This window comes from Pseudonocardia sp. GCM10023141, assembly GCF_042653605.1.
Genome location: NZ_JBHSIR010000080.1, coordinates 127,379 through 144,405, shown reverse-complemented (window position 1 = coordinate 144,405; position 17,027 = coordinate 127,379). Strand labels below are relative to the sequence as shown.

Genomic DNA, 17,027 nt, shown 5'->3' with positions numbered 1-17,027 from the left:
GCGTAACGGATGGAGCCGTGCGCTGCGCGGATAGATCGGCGGCGGCACGGCTCGTAGCGTCCGAATCCTCGCCCCGACAAGGAGTCCCGATGACGCGCTCTCCCGACGACGCCACACCGCTCCCCGCGATCGCCGCCGTGCAGCGAGCGGTTGCCGCCGTCGCAGCGGGTCGGATGGTCGTGGTGGTGGACGACGCCGACCGCGAGGACGAGGGCGACCTGATCATGGCAGCCGCCGCGGTGACCGCCGAGCAGGTGGCATTCGTCGTGCGGCACACGACCGGGATCCTGTGCGCGCCGATGACCGGCGAGCGGGCCGATGCACTGCGGCTGCCGCAGATGGTGGCCGACAACACCGACGCGCACGGAACCGCCTTCACCGTCACGGTCGACCACCGCGACAGCGGCACCGGGGTCGCCGCCGCCGATCGCGCACGCACGTTGCGCGCCCTCGCCGAGCCGGCGACCGGACCCGACGACCTCCGCCGCCCCGGCCACGTGTTCCCGTTGCGCGCCAAGGACGGCGGCGTGCTCGTCCGCGCCGGCCACACCGAGGCGGCCATCGACCTGATGACGCTGGCCGGCGTGGAGCCGGTGGCCGTCATCGGGGAGATCGTGGCGCCCGACGGCTCGATGGCGCGCGGGGCGCAGCTGCGCGCGTTCGCCCACGAGCACGACCTGCCCGTGCTCGCCATCGCCGACCTCGTCCGCTACCGCCGTGCGACCGAGAACCTCGTCGAACACGTTGCCACGGCGGCGATGCCGACCGTCTTCGGCGACTTCCGCGCCGTCGCCTACCGCTCCACGCTCGACGGCACCGAGCACCTCGCGATCGTGCTCGGCGACGTCGCGGCCGCCGGCAACTCGGCCCGCGGCGCGCTCGTGCGCGTCCACAGCGAGTGCCTGACCGGCGACATCCTCGGCTCGCTGCGCTGCGACTGCGGCGCCCAGCTCGAACAGGCGCTGCGCGCGATCTCGGACGAGGGCTGCGGCGCGGTCGTCTACCTGCGGGGCCACGAGGGACGCGGCATCGGGCTGGCCCACAAGATCCGCGCCTACTCGCTGCAGGAGCAGGGACTCGACACCGTCGATGCCAACGTCGTCCAGGGGCTCCCGATCGACTCCCGCAGCTACGGCACCGGCGCGCAGATCCTCACCAACCTCGGGGTCCGGCGACTGCGGCTGATCACCAACAACCCGGCCAAGTACGGCGGGCTCGACGGGCACGGGCTCGAGATCGTCGAACGGGTCTCCATGCCGCCGGTCGAGAACCCCCACAACGTGCGCTACCTGCGCACGAAGCAGGAGCGGATGGGCCACGACCGCGCGGCCGGGGGTCGCGCGGTGTGACGCCACCGCGCCAACCCATTGGCCACCGCGCCAACGTCTCGCCGTCGGCGCGGTGGCTACGCGGTCGGCGCGGTGGCTACGACGTTGGCGCGGTGGCTGGGCGGTCGGCCGCGATGGTACGCAGGAACAGCACCTGGTCGACCTCACCGAGGATGGTGGCGTCGAGCGGGAGGTAGCGGAAGTTCGGGCTGCTGCGCGGCGTCAGTGACCGCTGGAGGTCGTGCAGCGCCGCCGCGGGCAGCAGGTGCGCACCGGGCGGCAGCCCGCGGTGCAGGACCCCCTCGACGGTGTCCGGTGCCGGCACCGGGATGTCGTGCCGGGCGGCATCGCCGAACGCGGTCGCGATGACGCGGTAGTCGCTGCCGAGCCGGTCGGCGAGATGCGCTCCGGCGGGGTGCCAGCGCAGGGTCATCGGACCGAACGACACCGTGGTGGTCCCGGTGCGCAGGTGCTCGTTGTGGGCGAACGCGAGCGTCGGACCGCGTTCGGCGATCGCCTGCAGGTTCTCGGCCATCGCCAGATCCCGGACGGCGGCGAGGCGGTGCCAGCGACTGTCGGTGTCGCGGCTCATCACCTCGTGGTAGGCGAGCAGGCACGCCGCGGTGCGCGCGGCGAGCAGGGCGTCCGCCAGCGCGTCGGCGCCCGCGTCGCGCCGCAACGCGGGGATCTCGCAGGCCAGCGCCCACCGCAGGTCGTCGAGGATCGCCCGCAGCTCGTGCACCCGCGGGTCGCTGCCGATCGAGCGAGCGGGTTCCATCGCGGCGGCCGGCTCCTCCCACGGCCCGTCCGGACCGAGCAACCCGTCGATCGTCTCCCAGGACGGGAGGTCGGACGCGCCGCCAGCAGACCCGTGCAGGAAGGCGTGCAGCACCTGCATCGCCGCGCGCGGGCTCGGTGCCGCGGTCATCTCGGTGGGCGCGTCGAAGCCCGCGAAGCGCAGCCGGGCATCACGGGGGCGCTGCCGGTTCTGCTCGCGCATCCAGCGGACCAGCGCGCGGTTGGCGGGTGACTCCCCGAAGCCGTGGGTGAACCCGGCCGCCATGACGTCGTCCTCCACCCCGTCGCCGCCCGCGACGTAGGCGTCGACGATGCGGGCGTGCCAGGCGCTGGTCTCCAGCGCGATCGAGGTGAAGCCTGCCTCCTCGACGAGCGCAGCGAAGACGGCGTCGCGGATGCGGGGGAACCCTTCCGCGCCGTGCAGGGGCTCGCCGAGTCCGAGCAGGCGGGGCCGGTGCGACAGCCCGGTGATCTCTGCTGCGACGGCGCGGCCGATGAGCTGCGTGGCATCGCCGTCGGTGCTATCGGTGCTGAACACGGGTGCGGGGATACCGCCGGTCATGTGTGATCCCTCCGGACTGCGGGTGGGCGCGTTGACCAGCTCAACCGTATCGTTGAACACTCGGTGGAAACTTGGCGCTCAACTCTGCAGGTTCCCCGTCGACAACCCTCAATCGATGGGTAAGGAGCCCGATGCGGCCGATCGACCTCGCGCGAGCACACGGCCTCTCGACCCAGGCGGTGCGCAACTACGAGGATGCGGGGCTGCTGCCGCCGGCTGCCCGTACCCCCTCAGGGTACCGGCAGTACACCCGGCGCCACGAGCTCGCGCTGGGCGCCTTCGTGGCACTGGTCGCCGCGCACGGGCACCCGACCGCCTGCGCGATCATGGTTGCGGTCAACACGGACCGGCTCGACGACGCGCTCGACCTGATCGATCGAGGCCACGCCGGGCTCGTCACCGCGCGCGCGATCGTCGATGCGGTCGAGATCTCGCTGCGGGACATCACGTTCCGGGAGTGGGATCGCGGCCCGATCTCGATCGGCCCGCTGGCGCACCAACTGGGCCTACAACCCGCGACGCTGCGCCGCTGGGAGGCCGACGGCCTGCTGCATCCCGGCCGCGACCGCCAGGGCCACCGGGTCTACGTCGCCGGTGATGCCCGCGACGCCCATCTGATCGGCCAGCTCCGGCGGGCGGGACACCGGATCGCCGACATCCGCACGCTGCTCGACGAGCTGCGCGGCACCCGGGATCCGGCCCAGGTCACACGCGCGCTGGCCGATCGCCGCCGGGCGCTGAACGCGCGCTCCCGTGCCACGCTGACCGCAGCCGCGGCGCTGGACCGGTACCTCGACGCGGGGTGAACTCCCCGCCGAAAGGGCATGCAGCCAGGGCATGCAGGCGGCTCATCCGGCTGGCAGCATGCGCCCGTGGAGTACGCGCTGACGGACCCGGACGGGCTGCTCGTGCTCCCCGACGACGGGGAGCCGCAGTGTGCGGTCCTCGTGCTCTCGGGCTCGAGCGGGCGGATCGAGGCCGATCGGGGGCAGCCCGCGACCGGCGGCGCGGCGATGGCGCGGGGTGGGAACGTCGAGGCCGACAAGGCGTTCGGCAGCGAGATCTGGCAGGCGCTGCTCTCGCTGCTCGGGCTCGACCCCACGTAACCCGCGGCAACCTCACGATTCGGCGGCCCCCCGTGTGCGACCGCCGTAACCAGCGACGCGAGACCGGCGTGATGCCGCGGTAACGAGCGCTTCGTAGCGTCGGGCCGGAAGGAGTCGCCCGAACAGGAAGGCCGTCGGTGATCGTGCACGACCAGGTGCGCAGCGTGTGTTCCTACTGCGGTGTGGGCTGCGGGCTGGTCCTCGACATCACCACGGGCCCGGACGGCAGGCGCGTCGCGGAGCGATCCGGAGGCGACAAGGCCCACCCCGCGAACCGCGGCAGGCTGTGCACCAAGGGCGCCACCAGCGCCGACATGCTCGCGTCCCCCGGACGTCTCGGCACCGCGCTCGTCCGGGCGCACCGCGACGACGAGCCCGCCGCCGTCGGCACCGCTGCCGCCATCGCCGACGCGGCCGGCCGGCTCCGCGCGATCATCGACGAGCACGGTCCGGACGCCGTGGCCTTCTACGTGTCCGGCCAGCTCAGCCTCGAGGCGCAGTACCTGGCCAACAAGCTCGCCAAGGGTTTCGTCGGCACCAACCAGATCGAGTCCAACTCGCGCCTGTGCATGGCCAGCGCGAGCACCGGGTACAAGCTCTCGCTCGGCGCCGACGGTCCGCCGGGCTCCTACGATGACCTCGACCACGCCGACACGTTCCTCGTGACCGGCGCCAACATGGCCGACTGCCACCCGATCCTGTTCCTGCGCATGATGGACCGGGTCAAGGCCGGCGCGAAGCTGATCGTCGTCGATCCCCGGCGCACCGCCACCGCCGCGAAGGCCGACCTGTTCCTGCAGATCCGCCCGGGCACCGATCTCGCGCTGCTCAACGGCCTGCTGCACCTGCTGGTGGCAGGTGGCCACACCGATCCGGCGTTCATCGCGGAGTTCACGACCGGCTGGGAGGCGCTGCCGGAGTTCCTCGCCGACTACTCCCCGGCGGCGGTCGCCGAGCTCACCGGCATCGCCGAGGCCGACATCCGGCTGGCCGCGCAGTGGATCGGTGAGGCCGGCAACTGGACGAGCTGCTGGACGATGGGTCTCAACCAGAGCACCCACGGCACCTGGAACACCAACGCGCTGATCAACCTGCACCTCGCCACCGGGGCGATCTGCCGTCCGGGCAGCGGCCCGCTGTCCCTGACCGGCCAGCCCAACGCCATGGGCGGGCGCGAGATGGGTTACATGGGCCCCGGCCTGCCCGGGCAGCGCTCCGTGCTCGTCGAGGCCGACCGCGCGTTCGTCGAGGACCTGTGGGGCGTCGCGCCCGGCACGCTGCGACCCGACGGTGCCGGCAAGGGCACGATTGAGATGTTCCAGCGCATGGCCGCCGGCGAGATCAAGGCGTGCTGGGTGATCTGCACGAACCCCGTCGCATCGGTGGCCAACCGCCGCACCGTCATCGAGGGCCTGGAGGCCGCCGAGCTCGTCATCACCCAGGACGCCTTCGCCGAGACCGAGACCAACGCCTACGCCGACGTCGTGCTGCCCGCCGCGATGTGGGCCGAGTCGGACGGCGTGATGATCAATTCCGAGCGAACGCTGACGCTGGCGCCGCGCGCGGTGGATCCGCCCGGCGACGCCTGGCCGGACTGGAAGATCATCGCCGCCATGGCGGCGGAGCTGGGCCACGCCGACGGCTTCGCCTACGACAGCGCCGAGGAGATCTTCACCGAGATCACCCGGGCCTGGAACCCCGCCACCGGCTACGACCTGCGCGGGGTCACCTACGAGCGGCTGCGCGCGACGCCCGTCCAGTGGCCCGCCGCGCCCGGCGGCGGCGAGCGCAACCCGATCCGCTACCGCAACGACGGCATCAGCCAGCCGCTCGTGCGGCGGTCCGACGGCAGCGTGCCGCGGCTGTCGTTCCCCACCCCGACCGGCCACGCCGCGTTCTTCGCCCGCCCGCACCTGCCCGCCGCCGAGCGCCCCGACGACGACTTCCCGTTCGTCCTCAACACCGGCCGCCTGCCGCACCAGTGGCACACGATGACCAAGACCGGCAAGGTCGCCAAGCTCAACCGGCTCAACCCCGGCCCGTTCGTGGAGATCCACCCCGACGACGCAGCGGCGCTGGCCGTTGCCGAGGGCGACGCGGTGGAGGTCGCGTCCCGCCGGGGCCGGGCGGTGCTGCCCGCCGTCGTCACCGACCGGGTGCGGCCCGGCGAGTGCTTCGCACCCTTCCACTGGAACGACGTCTTCGGCGAGTACCTCAGCGTCAACGCCGTCACCAACGACGCGGTCGACCCGCTGTCGTTCCAGCCCGAGTTCAAGGTCTGTGCGGTGTCGCTGGTCCGGGTCGCGGACGCGGCCGCCCGGGTCGTGCCGCACGAGGCGCCCATCGCGCTGCCCGTCCCGGCACCGGTCACCGGATGCACCCCCGCAGCGCTCGCCGCGCTGTTCGGGACCGACGCGATCGCACCGCCAGCACTCGCCGACGACGAACGCCGCTACCTGTCCGGCTTCCTCACGGGGCTCGGGTCCGGCGGCCCGGGCGTCCCGGTCCTCCCGCCGGGGGCCCCGCTGACCCGCGAGCACGCGCTGTGGGTCGACGGCGTGCTGGCCGGGATGTTCTCCCGCGCGGCGCCGGCCACCGCGCCCGCTGCGGCACCCGACCCGGCGCCCACCGCCGGCCGCGAGGTCCTCGTGCTGTGGGCGTCGCAGACGGGCAACGCCGAGGCGGCGGCGACGGCGGCGGTCCGGCGGCTGACCGAGCACGGCCGCGCCGCTCGGCTGCTGAGCATGGACGCCGCCCGGCCGGACACCGTGCCTGCCGGGTCCGACCTGCTCGTCGTCACCAGCACGTTCGGCGACGGCGACGCCCCGGACAACGGCGCCGGGTTCTGGGCCGCGCTGTCGGGACCCGACAGCGCGCTGCCGCACGACGTCCGGTTCGCCGTGTTGGCGCTGGGCGACTCCAGCTACGCCGACTTCTGCGGGCACGGCAGGCGCCTCGACGGGCGGCTCGCGGAGCTCGGCGCCGCCCGGCTCGTCCCGCGGGTCGAGTGCGAACCCGACTACCACGAGACGGCGCAGCAGTGGCTGGACCAGGTGCTGCCGCTGCTGGGCAGGCCCACCGGCGCCGAGCCGTCCGGCGGGTCGACCCGATCCACGCCGGGCACCGCCCGCCTCGTGGGGAACCGGCAGCTCAGCGGGCCCGGATCGGCGAAAGAGGTGCGGCAGTTCACCTTCGACACCCGCGACAGCGACGTGCCGCTGACCTACGAGGTGGGCGACGCGCTCGCGGTGCGGCCGGAGAACTGCGCCGAACTGGTCGCGGAGTGGCTGGCCGTCGCCCACCTGGACCCGGCTGCCACGGTCGAGCTCGCCGGCACCGGCGCCATGTCACTGCAGGACGCGCTGCGCCACCACCTCGACATCACCCGGATCACCCCGGACCTGATGGCGCTGGTCGCCGAGCGCAGCGGTGACGGCACGCTCCGGACGTTGCTGCGGCCGGACAACAAGATCGAGTTCGCCAAGTGGGCCTGGGGCCGGCAGCTCGTCGACCTGCTCGCCGAACACCCGGTGCGGGCTGCTGCGCAGGACTGGGTCGACGCCCTCAAACCGCTCGCTGCGCGGCGGTACTCGATCTCGTCGAGCCCGCTGACGGATCCGCGCCTGCTGCAGGTGACGGTGTCGGTGGTGCGCTACGACAACCAGCACGGCAGGCGGCGCAAGGGCGTGGCCTCGACGTACCTGGCCGACGCCGCCCCCGACAGCGCGATGCAGGTGGCCGTGCACCGCACCCCGCACTTCCGGCCACCGCCGGATCCGACCACGCCGATGGTGATGGTGGGCCCCGGCACCGGGGTCGCGCCGTTCCTCGGGTTCCTCGACGAGCGCCGCGCCCGCGGGCACGTCGCCTCCAACTGGCTCTTCTTCGGAGAGCAGCGCGCGGCCACCGACTTCTACTACCGCGACGAGCTCGCAGCGTTCCGTGACGACGGCACGTTGACGCGCCTCGACACGGCGTTCTCCCGCGACCAGCGCTCCAAGGTCTACGTCCAGGATCGGATGCGCGAGCACGGGGCCCGGCTGTGGTCGTGGTTGCAGGCCGGTGCGCACCTCTACGTCTGCGGCGACGCCACCCGCATGGCCAAGGACGTCGACCGCGCGCTGCGCGACATCGCCGTCGCTCGGGGCGGCCTCACCGAGGCCGGGGCCGCCGCCTACGTCGAGCAGCTGGCCACCGAGAAGCGCTACGCCCGCGACGTCTACTGACGCGCGTCGATCACCTGCTCGATGAGAGCCCGCCTCGCACCGTGGGGGCACACGGTGCGAGGCGCGCCCGTCCTGACGCTAGGAGCGCCCGGCCGGACCGGCTGTCGCAGATTGGGACGCCTCCGAACAGGCAAGCGGCCGGACGGGGGAGGTGCCTGCGGAAATGGCGACGATGCGTGACGTCCGGAGTCGACATCACGTTGCGTAGCAGAAATACCGGCAGCTACCACCCCATCGTGAGTGAGTCGCTGCGGGTCGGCCGCCCATATGATCGGGGTCGTCACTCAGGTCCACAACGGACGCCACCAGCACCCCGCAGAGGACCCACCATGTGCACAGGCAACGGACGGCCCGCTCCGCCACCGCCACCACCCCGGCCGAGCCTGGGTCGGTGATCCCGTAGCGGAGGCGTCGTCAACGGCCGGGCTGGCTCATCGGCCGCCCCACGGCCTCCTCCATGCCACGCACCGCGAGCCGGTCGGCGCGCTCGTTCTCCGGGTGCCCGGCGTGACCCTTCACCCAGTGCCACTCCACCTGGTGGCGAGCGGCGGCTGACTCGAGCTCACGCCACAGGTCGGCGTTCTTGACCGGCTGCTTCGCCGCCGTCAGCCAGCCGTTGACCTTCCACTTCGGCACCCAGCTCGTGATGCCGTTGCGGACGTAGGTGCTGTCGGTGTACATCCGCACCGCAACCGGTCGGGTGAGGCTCTCCAGTGCCCGGATCGGCGCGGTGAGCTCCATGCGATTGTTGGTGGTCTCCCCCGCGTCGCCGCCGCAGATCTCCTTCTCGACGGTGCCGTAGCGCAGCACGGCGCCCCATCCGCCGGGGCCGGGATTGGGGCTGCAGGCACCGTCGGTGTAGATCTCCACGACCTGCTGCACACCCGGCTCCGTCACCCCGGCACCCTATCGGCGCTGCCGGCAGGCTCCGGGTCGCCGTCAGGCGCGCACCCCGACCGCGCCCACCACACCACGCAGGCCGACGCACCCCACACAGCCGACGCACCCCACGCAGTCCACGCAGCCGACGCAGGCCACGCACTTTCGGCACGCCACGCAGCCCACACACGCGATGCAGGCCCGCAAGGCGACCGAGAAGATCGTCAGGAGGCTCATCACGATGCCGAGGCTCCCCGCTGTGGCGACGCTGCCGGCCACCCCGGCGCTGCCCGCGGTGGCCACGCTGCCGGCCACCGCGATGCTGCCCGCCGTGGCCACGCTGCCCGCGACGGCGATGCTGCCGCCGGTCGCGATGCTGCCGGCCACCGCGATGCTGCCGTCGGCCGCCAGGCTCCCGGCCACGGCGATGCTGCTGCCGCCCGCCAACTGCGGATCAAGGGTCTGCTCCATGGCCGCAGCCTGCCGCAATCGGGCGCTGCGGACCAGGCGTGCCCGGCCCACCGCGCCAACCAGTTCGCCACCGCGCCGACGTCCCGCCATCGGCGCCGTGGCCACCACGTCGGCGCGGTCGTCGAGCGCGGGCGCGAGTGCCACCATGGCCCCATGGACTCCGCGCCCCAGGGCCGCGACGACCGGACCACAACTGGGTCGGACTTCCTGCAGCTCCGCATCGGCGACGCCCCACCGGGTGGGCTCTCGGACTGGCTGGCCGACCGGCTCCGGCTCGCGATCTCCGACGGGCGGTTGCCGATCGGCGCCAGGTTGCCGGCCACGCGCGTGCTCGCCGCGGAGCTGCGGGTCTCGCGGGGCGTCGTCACGGAGACCTACCAGCGGTTGATCGAGGACGGCCACGTCGCGGGCCGCGGGCGGGCCGGCACGGTCGTGGTGGCCGCCCCGCTGACCGTGCCCGCACCGGAGCGCCCACCGCGCCCGACGGGCATCAGCGCCGTCTTCGCCGGTGAACCCGACACCGAGGTCTTCGAGGCGCTGCGCGCGACGTCGGCCCGGTTCGACCTCTCCCCCGGGCTGCCCGACCTGGCCGCGTTCCCGCGTGCGGCCTGGCTGCGTGCCGAGCGGACGGTGCTGAGCTCGCTGTCGGCCACCGACCTCGGCTACGGCGACCCGCGGGGGGCGCCTGCGCTGCAGGTCGCGGTCTCCCACTGGCTCGCCCGCAACCGTGGCATCCGGGTGCAGCCGCGCGAGGTGGTCGTCGTGGCCGGCGTTGCTCAGGCACTGGCCCTGCTGGCGCAGGTGCTGACGACGCGCGGGATCACCACGGTGGCGGTGGAGGACCCCGGCTCGCTCGGGGCCCGGCAGCAACTGCAGGTCTGGGGGCTCACTACACCGCCCGTACCCGTCGACGGCGACGGCCTGCGGGTCGATGCGCTGCGCCGCAGCGGCGCCCCGGCGGTGCTGCTCACCCCCGCCCACCAGTTCCCGACCGGGGTGGTGCTCGACGGCGAGCGCCGCCGCGAGCTGATGAGCTGGGCAGCCGATGGCGGGCTGGTGATCGAGGACGACTACGACGCCGAGCACCGCTACGACCGCTCACCGGTACCGGCGCTGCACTCGATGCTCGCCGAGCACGTCTGCTACGCCGGGAGCGTCTCCAAGCTGCTGGCCCCGGCGCTGCGGGTGGGCTGGGTCATCCCTCCTGCGATGCTGCACGACGACGTGGTGGCCGCCAAGCGCAACTCCGACCTCGGCAACGCCGTGCTGCCCCAGCTCGCGCTGGCCCGGCTGATGGAGTCCGGCGAGATGGAGCGCCACCTGCGGATGGTGCGCAGGCGCCACCGCGTCCGCCGCGACGCCATGATCGCCGCCGTGCGGCGCCACCTGCCGGGTGCCGTCGTGCACGGCGCCGCGGCCGGGCTGCACCTGATGATCACGTTCTCCACGCCCGTCGACGACGCCGAGCTCGCGATGGCCGCCCTCGCCGCGGACGTGAAGGTGCAGCCGCTGTCCTGGCACCGGCAACGACCGGGCGCACCCGGGCTCGTGCTGGGCTACGCCGCGAGCGCGCCGTCCGACATCGAGGCCGGCATGGCCGCTCTCGGTGGCGCCCTGCGCGCGCTGCTCTGACCCGCAGGAAGCACGGCGATCACGGCATGCGGTGCACGGTGGGCCTCGATAGCGTCGCCGCCATGCCCTCGCCCACGCTGAAGGCCTGCCTCAACGGCGATCGGACCCCGCAGCACCACCCGGCGGTTCCCCTCACCCCGGCCCAGCTCGCGGCCGACGCCGCGGCCACTCGCGGCGCCGGCGCCACTGCTGTCCACATGCACCCTCGCGGGGCCGACGGCGTGGAGAGCATGCGCTGGACCGACGTCGGTGCAGCCGTCGCGGCGGTGCGCGCCCGGTGTCCCGGGCTCCCGATCGGCGTGTCCACCCGGGAGCAGATCGAGCCCGACGTCCCCACGCGGCTGCGGTTGATCGCGGAGTGGCCCGCTCCCGCCGACGGTGGCCCGGCCTTCGCGAGCGTCAACTGGCACGAGAACGGAGCCGCAGCCGTGGCCGGGCTGCTCGCCGAGCGCGGCATCGGCGTCGGGTCTCGAGGATGTGCTCACCGGCCCCGAGGATGCCGAAGTTTCCGGAAATTCTTCCCTGATCAGCATCGTGACCTGCGGATCTGTCACCGAAACTGTCGGTGGTGCCCCGTAGCTTTCGTGGTGTGAACCGCACCGATCGCCTGCATGCCATCGTCGAGGACCTCCGCTCCGTCGCCCCGCGCACGCGCAGCGCGCGGTCGCTGGCCGAGCACCACGAGGTCAGTGTCCGCACCATCGAACGCGATCTCCACTCGCTGCAGCGCTCCGGCGTGCCGATCCGCGTGGCACCGGGCCGCGCGGGTGGGTACCGCCTCGGCGGGGCCATGTCGTTCCCGCCGCTCGACTTCAGCCCGGCCGAGGCCGTCGCGGTGGCGGTGGCGCTGCACGGCGCCGTCCACACGCCGCTGCACCGCGCGGCCGAGAGCGCGCTGGGCAAGATCCTCGCCGCGATGCCGGCCCGCGATGCGGCGGCCGCGGCGGAGCTCGCCGATCTGGCGGAGTCCCGGTCCGGGGCCGGGGCCGGCACTGCCGACCCCGCCGTCCGCCCCCCGAGCTCGGTGCCCGTGCCCACTGCCGTCGAGGAGGCGCTGATCACGCGGCGCGTGCTGCGCCTGCGCTACCGCGATGAGGACAACACGATCAGCGAGCGGGAGGTCGAGCCCACGGCCTTCGTGTCGGGGCGCCATGGCTGGTACGTGGCCGGCTGGTGCCGGCTGCGCGACGGCATGCGCCTGTTCCGGCTGGATCGCATCGTCGCTGCCCACGACATCGGCGAGCACGCCCCACCGCGGGCGATGCCGTGGATCGAGCCGTTCCAGCGCCGCTCCGGCCGCACCGCCTGAGCTGCCGGGCTTCCCGCTCACCCGAGCGGGAAGCCCGGCAGCTACCCGCGCGGGCCTACGGTGCAGCCATGCCCATCGCGCACCCGCCGTCCGAGACCGGTGGCCACCGCCCGGAACTGTCGGTCAACCCCGTGTTCGGCCGCGAGCCCGTGCGGGTGCCGCGGTTCACGATCCCCGACGACGAGCTCGACCCGGACGTCGCGTACCAGATCGTGCACGACGAGCTGATGCTCGACGGCAACGCGCGGCTCAACCTGGCCACGTTCGTCACCACGTGGGCAGAGCCGCAGGCGCGCACGCTGCTCGCCGAGTCGTTCGACAAGAACATGATCGACAAGGACGAGTACCCGCGCACGGCGGACCTGGAGAACCGCTGCGTGCGGATGCTCGCCGACCTGTGGCACGCACCCGAACCGCACACGACGATCGGATGCTCCACCACGGGGTCGAGCGAGGCCTGCATGCTCGGCGGGCTCGCGCTCAAGCGCCGCTGGCAGCACGCGCGGCGCGCCGCGGGCAAGCCGTCCGACCGGCCGAACATCGTCATGGGCGTCAACGTGCAGGTCTGCTGGGACAAGTTCGCCAACTTCTTCGACGTCGAGGCGCGGCTGGTGCCGATGGACGGCGACCGGCTGCACCTCGGCGCCGCGGAGGCCGTCGCGATGTGCGACGAGAACACGATCGGCGTGGTCGCGATCCTGGGCTCCACGTTCGACGGCAGCTACGAGCCGGTTGCGGAGATCTGTGCGGCGCTCGACGACCTGCAGGCCCGCACCGGGATCGACGTGCCGGTGCACGTGGACGGCGCCTCCGGCGCGATGATCGCGCCGTTCTGCGACCCGGACCTCGCGTGGGACTTCCAGCTGCCCCGCGTGGCCTCGATCAACACCTCCGGACACAAGTTCGGGCTCGTGTACCCCGGCGTCGGCTGGGTCGTGTGGCGGGACGAGGCCGCGCTCCCGGAAGACCTCGTGTTCAAGGTCAACTACCTGGGCGGGCAGATGCCCACCTTCGCGCTGAACTTCTCCCGACCGGGCGGGCAGGTCGTGGCGCAGTACTACAACTTCCTGCGCCTGGGCCGCGAGGGCTTCCGCCGGGTGCAGCTGAGCTGCCGCGACGTCGCCACCACGCTGGCCACCGCCATCGCGGCACTCGGGCCGTTCCGGCTGCTCACCGACGGCTCGGAGCTCCCGGTGTTCGCGTTCACCGTTGCCGACGACCACCCGTTCTCGGTGTTCGACGTCTCCGCCGCGCTGCGTGAAGAGGGCTGGCTGGTGCCCGCGTACACGTTCCCCGCGCATCGCGAGGACATCGCGGCACTGCGCATCGTCGTGCGCAACGGCTTCTCCCACGACCTCGCCGACCTCCTCCTGGACGCGCTGCGCCGGGTGCTGCCTCGGCTGCACGCCCAGCCCGAGCCGCAGCGGGGTGTGGAGGCTGCGGCGTTCTCGCACGGCGCCGGGCATCGGTCCGACACCCGGCCAACCGAATCCGCGGCCGGTCCGTCCTAGGGGAAAGGGCGACGAAGGAGTTCCGATGAGGCGTGTCCTGTCCACCATGGCGGTACTGGCGATCGGCGGTCTGACGCTGGCCGGGTGCTCCGACGCGCCGGCCGCGGCGTCCGTACGACCGGCGGCGGCGGCGGGCGGCTCCGACAACGCCGGCATCGTCGCGCGCGGGGTGGGAAGAGTGACGGGCACACCCGACACCGTCACCGTCGAGCTCGGCGTGCAGACCCAGGGGCCCAGCGCCAAGGCCGCGCTCGACGCGAACACGGCGAAGGCCAACGGCCTGATCGACATGCTCAAGGGCAAGGGCATCGCCGAGAAGGACCTGCGCACCAGCCAGCTCAACGTCAACCCCACCTACGGCCCCGACGGCGGCCGGATCACCGGATACCAGGTCACCAACCTGGTCACGGCCACGCTCCACGACATCACCGGGGCGGGCGCCATCATCGACGCCGCAGGCGAGTCGGCGGGCGACGCCGTGCGCGTGCAGCAGCTCAGCTTCTCGATCGCCGACGACAGCGCGCTGCGCGCCCAGGCCCGCACCGACGCCGTCAAGCAGGCCCAGGCACAGGCCAAGCAGATGGCCGATGCGGCGGGGGTCGGGCTGGGGAAGGTCCGCACGATCAGCGAGGTGCCGGTGAGCACGCCGATGCCGTATGCAGCCTCGGCGGATCTGAAGGCCGCCAGTGGCGCTCCCGCTCCGGTGCTGCCGGGCAGCCAGGAGCTGCAGGTCTTGGTGGACGTGGTCTACGACATCGGCTGAGCGCGGCTGGGGCTGGATCAAGCGCCTCATGGAACCGTGTGGCTGCTCAGCCAGCCACCACAGCACCTCACAGAACCATGAGGCGCTTGATCCCGACGGTCGCCGCCCGCAAGGCCACCCACCCGCGGGTCCAACCGGCGAACCAAGCACCACCCAGCGCGAAATGCGCCTACCCGGGTAGACCACCGAGTTCCGGGTCGAAGCATTGAGCTGGGAGTTTCTGCCACGTCGTCACGTGTTGGTCCATCCCAACCGCTCCTGTGGTCTACCGCGAGGTGTGATCGCGCGGTTAGTTTGCCTGCACTGTTGATCCTGGTGCAGGAGGTGGAGACGGTGTTCCCGGTGACCCCAGGCGACCGCACCGCCGAGGCCAGGGCACGGCTGCTCGACCTCATCCACACCCTCGGCACCGGCGAGAAGATCCCGGCCGAGCGGGAGCTGGCGCAGCGTTGGGGCGTGGCGCGGATGACGCTGCGCAAGGCGATCGACCGCCTCGTGCTCGACGGGCTGCTGGAGCGTCGGGAGCGGCGCGGCACGTTCACCAGCCGCCCGCGCGTGCCGCGGCACCTGACGATCTCCTCGTTCACCGAGGAGATGACCCGCCGCGGCGTGCAGGCCACGAGCCGCACGTTGGCGCTGCGCCGGATCAAGGCCACCACCGCGGTCTCGCGCCAGCTGCGCCTGCCCGTCGGCGACCCGGTGATCCGGTTCGTGCGGCTGCGCCTCGGCGACGGCGAGCCGCTGGCCGTGGAGACCAACCACGTGCCGGCGGTGCTGGTGCCCGGGCTGGCCGAGGCCGATCTCGTCGGATCCTGGTACGCACTGCTCGCCGAGCGCTACGGCATCGACATCATGTCCGGCGTCGCCAACGTCGAGCCCGCGATGCCCGACGAGCGCACCGCCGAACTGCTCGGCATCGCCGTCACGCAGCCCTGCTTCCGCGTGCGCACCATCGTGCGCGACCGCGGCGGCCGCATCGTCGAGTACGGCGAATCGATCTACCGCGGCGACGAGATGGCCATCACCGTCGAGCTGCTCCCGGGACGCGACAACGTCCGATCCCGGCCCCGCGCGAACTAGCACGTCGAGACCCGAGTCCGGTCCACCGCCCAGGAGGAACTCATGCACGGTCGGTTACGGCATCACCGCGTGTTCATGGCGGCGGCCGCCGCGCTGGCGCTCGCCGCGGTGGCCGCCTGCGGTTCCGGCGGGAGCGCCACCGGCTCCGCACCCGCGGCGGGCGACGGACCCGTCACGCTCACGTTCTGGACACACACCCACCCGCCGATGGTCGAGCTCAACAAGAAGATCATCAGCGAGTACGAGGCCCAGCACCCCAACGTCAAGATCGAGTACCAGACGGTCCCCAACACCGAGTTCGCCACGAAGATGCTGACGGCACTGTCCACCGGCGCCGGGCCCGACATCATCAACATGGACGACGGCGCGCTGCGCGGCGAGTACATCCCCAAGAAGCTGCTGGTGCCGGTCGATCCAGCGGCGCTGGGCAAGGGTTCGGCCGCCGAGGTCGAAGCCGGCTTCGTGCCCGGCACCCTCGACGGCGCCAAGGGTCCCGACGGCAAGCTCTACGGCCTGCCCAGCGAGTTCAACGGCACCGTGTTCGCGATCAACAAGAAGCACTTCGCCGACGCCGGGCTCGACCCCGCGAAGCCGCCGGCCACCTGGCAGGAGGTGATCGACGACGGCAAGAAGCTCAACGCGGCGGGCCACAAGCAGGCGTTCAACTTCCTCTACCTCCACTCGGGCTGGTACGCGCAGTGGTTCCAGACGCTGGCCAACGAGACCGGCGCCACGATGATCACGCCCGACGGGAAGACGACCCAGCTCGACTCCCCCGGCAACATCAAGGCCCTGCAGACCTGGGTGGACCTCGCCCGCACGTCCGGCATCGCCGACCCGAAGACGTCCTCGCGCGACGCCACCTCGCCCTACCAGGACATCACGAGCGGCACGCAGTCGATGGCGATCATGTTCCCGTGGGCGATGGAGCAGATCAAGCAGGACAACCCCGAGGTCTACTCCCAGTTGCAGCTCGTGCCGCTGCCCGCAGTGGACACCGCGACGCCGCCGATCAACCGGATCTACGGCTACTTCTGGGCCGTCAACGCGGCCAGCAAGAAGCAGGCCGAGGCGTGGAAGTTCATCTCCTACCTGTCGAGCCAACACGACCGGTGGCTCACCGACGTCAGCTTCGTGCAGCCCGTCGTCGGCTGGGACACGACCCCGGCCGCGCAGAAGATCCCGTTCATCGACGTGATCGCGAAGGCGTACGGCAACGGGCGGTTCGACCAGGTCGGTCCACACTGGAACGAGGTGCAGGACATCATCCACACCGCCGTCGACAAGGCCGTGTTCGACGGGGCGCCGGTGGCCGACGTCCTGCGTGACGCCAACGCCGCCGCCCAGCGGAGCATCAGCTGA

At 72.6% G+C, this 17,027-nt stretch carries 14 protein-coding genes; 11 read left to right on the top strand and 3 right to left on the bottom strand.

The genetic code is table 11. The features are described 5' to 3' along the window. Positions 1-89: 89 nt before the first annotated feature. On the top strand, positions 90-1,349 hold the full coding sequence (locus ACFPFQ_RS44180) for a bifunctional 3,4-dihydroxy-2-butanone-4-phosphate synthase/GTP cyclohydrolase II (protein ID WP_379629263.1): 1,260 nt from the start codon (positions 90-92) through the stop codon (positions 1,347-1,349). 76 nt (positions 1,350-1,425) lie between these two features. On the opposite strand, the gene ACFPFQ_RS44175 is transcribed toward ACFPFQ_RS44180, so the two are convergent. Continuing rightward, on the bottom strand, positions 1,426-2,664 hold the full coding sequence (locus tag ACFPFQ_RS44175) for an erythromycin esterase family protein (protein WP_379629262.1): 1,239 nt from the start codon (positions 2,662-2,664) through the stop codon (positions 1,426-1,428). Positions 2,665-2,819: 155 nt separating this feature from the next. Between ACFPFQ_RS44175 and ACFPFQ_RS44170 the strand changes: the two genes are divergently transcribed. From ACFPFQ_RS44170 to ACFPFQ_RS44160, 3 genes are all read left to right on the top strand, one after another. After that, a complete protein-coding gene (locus tag ACFPFQ_RS44170) occupies positions 2,820-3,494 on the top strand; it encodes a MerR family DNA-binding transcriptional regulator (protein WP_379629261.1) in 675 nt (224 codons plus the stop codon). A gap of 66 nt (positions 3,495-3,560) precedes the next feature. Further along, a complete protein-coding gene (locus ACFPFQ_RS44165; RefSeq protein ID WP_379629260.1) occupies positions 3,561-3,794 on the top strand; it encodes a hypothetical protein in 234 nt (77 codons plus the stop codon). A gap of 137 nt (positions 3,795-3,931) precedes the next feature. After that, complete coding sequence (locus ACFPFQ_RS44160) at positions 3,932-8,020, top strand: molybdopterin-dependent oxidoreductase (protein WP_379629259.1); 4,089 nt, start codon at positions 3,932-3,934, stop codon at positions 8,018-8,020. Positions 8,021-8,434: 414 nt separating this feature from the next. On the opposite strand, the gene rnhA is transcribed toward ACFPFQ_RS44160, so the two are convergent. Together rnhA and ACFPFQ_RS44150 are read right to left on the bottom strand one after the other, a co-directional pair. Continuing rightward, positions 8,435-8,917 (bottom strand): ribonuclease HI, encoded by a 483-nt coding sequence (gene rnhA, locus ACFPFQ_RS44155; protein WP_379629258.1) that lies wholly within the window; start codon positions 8,915-8,917, stop codon positions 8,435-8,437. Between the two features lie 42 nt (positions 8,918-8,959). Next, complete coding sequence (locus ACFPFQ_RS44150) at positions 8,960-9,517, bottom strand: hypothetical protein (protein WP_379629257.1); 558 nt, start codon at positions 9,515-9,517, stop codon at positions 8,960-8,962. A gap of 6 nt (positions 9,518-9,523) precedes the next feature. Between ACFPFQ_RS44150 and ACFPFQ_RS44145 the strand changes: the two genes are divergently transcribed. The 7 genes from ACFPFQ_RS44145 (at position 9,524) to ACFPFQ_RS44115 (ending at position 17,027) form a co-directional block, all read left to right on the top strand. Then, positions 9,524-11,002: a PLP-dependent aminotransferase family protein gene (locus tag ACFPFQ_RS44145; RefSeq protein WP_379629256.1), complete on the top strand. Its 1,479-nt coding sequence runs from the start codon at positions 9,524-9,526 to the stop codon at positions 11,000-11,002. Between the two features lie 62 nt (positions 11,003-11,064). Further along, positions 11,065-11,595, top strand: a complete 531-nt coding sequence (locus tag ACFPFQ_RS44140; protein WP_379629255.1) for a 3-keto-5-aminohexanoate cleavage protein — start codon at positions 11,065-11,067, stop codon at positions 11,593-11,595. After that, positions 11,592-12,311: a helix-turn-helix transcriptional regulator gene (locus tag ACFPFQ_RS44135; protein ID WP_379629254.1), complete on the top strand. Its 720-nt coding sequence runs from the start codon at positions 11,592-11,594 to the stop codon at positions 12,309-12,311. The genes ACFPFQ_RS44140 and ACFPFQ_RS44135 overlap by 4 nt, the downstream gene beginning before the upstream one ends. Before the next feature lie 68 nt (positions 12,312-12,379). Next, on the top strand, positions 12,380-13,822 hold the full coding sequence (locus ACFPFQ_RS44130) for a glutamate decarboxylase (RefSeq protein ID WP_379629253.1): 1,443 nt from the start codon (positions 12,380-12,382) through the stop codon (positions 13,820-13,822). Positions 13,823-13,847: 25 nt separating this feature from the next. Next, a complete protein-coding gene (locus ACFPFQ_RS44125; RefSeq protein ID WP_379629252.1) occupies positions 13,848-14,585 on the top strand; it encodes an SIMPL domain-containing protein in 738 nt (245 codons plus the stop codon). A gap of 315 nt (positions 14,586-14,900) precedes the next feature. Then, positions 14,901-15,665 (top strand): GntR family transcriptional regulator, encoded by a 765-nt coding sequence (locus ACFPFQ_RS44120; RefSeq protein ID WP_379629298.1) that lies wholly within the window; start codon positions 14,901-14,903, stop codon positions 15,663-15,665. A gap of 42 nt (positions 15,666-15,707) precedes the next feature. Next, complete coding sequence (locus tag ACFPFQ_RS44115; RefSeq protein ID WP_379629251.1) at positions 15,708-17,027, top strand: ABC transporter substrate-binding protein; 1,320 nt, start codon at positions 15,708-15,710, stop codon at positions 17,025-17,027.

What these genes read in the sequence shown, in the direction of transcription:
- ACFPFQ_RS44180 (WP_379629263.1), top strand. Translation starts at nt 90, where the DNA reads ATGACGCGCTCTCCCGACGACGCCACACCGCTCCCCGCGATCGCCGCC.
- ACFPFQ_RS44170 (WP_379629261.1), top strand. Translation starts at nt 2,820, where the DNA reads ATGCGGCCGATCGACCTCGCGCGAGCACACGGCCTCTCGACCCAGGCG.
- ACFPFQ_RS44150 (WP_379629257.1), bottom strand. Translation starts at nt 9,517, where the DNA reads ATGGTGGCACTCGCGCCCGCGCTCGACGACCGCGCCGACGTGGTGGCC.
- ACFPFQ_RS44145 (WP_379629256.1), top strand. Translation starts at nt 9,524, where the DNA reads ATGGACTCCGCGCCCCAGGGCCGCGACGACCGGACCACAACTGGGTCG.
- ACFPFQ_RS44140 (WP_379629255.1), top strand. Translation starts at nt 11,065, where the DNA reads ATGCCCTCGCCCACGCTGAAGGCCTGCCTCAACGGCGATCGGACCCCG.
- ACFPFQ_RS44130 (WP_379629253.1), top strand. Translation starts at nt 12,380, where the DNA reads ATGCCCATCGCGCACCCGCCGTCCGAGACCGGTGGCCACCGCCCGGAA.
- ACFPFQ_RS44125 (WP_379629252.1), top strand. Translation starts at nt 13,848, where the DNA reads ATGAGGCGTGTCCTGTCCACCATGGCGGTACTGGCGATCGGCGGTCTG.
- ACFPFQ_RS44115 (WP_379629251.1), top strand. Translation starts at nt 15,708, where the DNA reads ATGCACGGTCGGTTACGGCATCACCGCGTGTTCATGGCGGCGGCCGCC.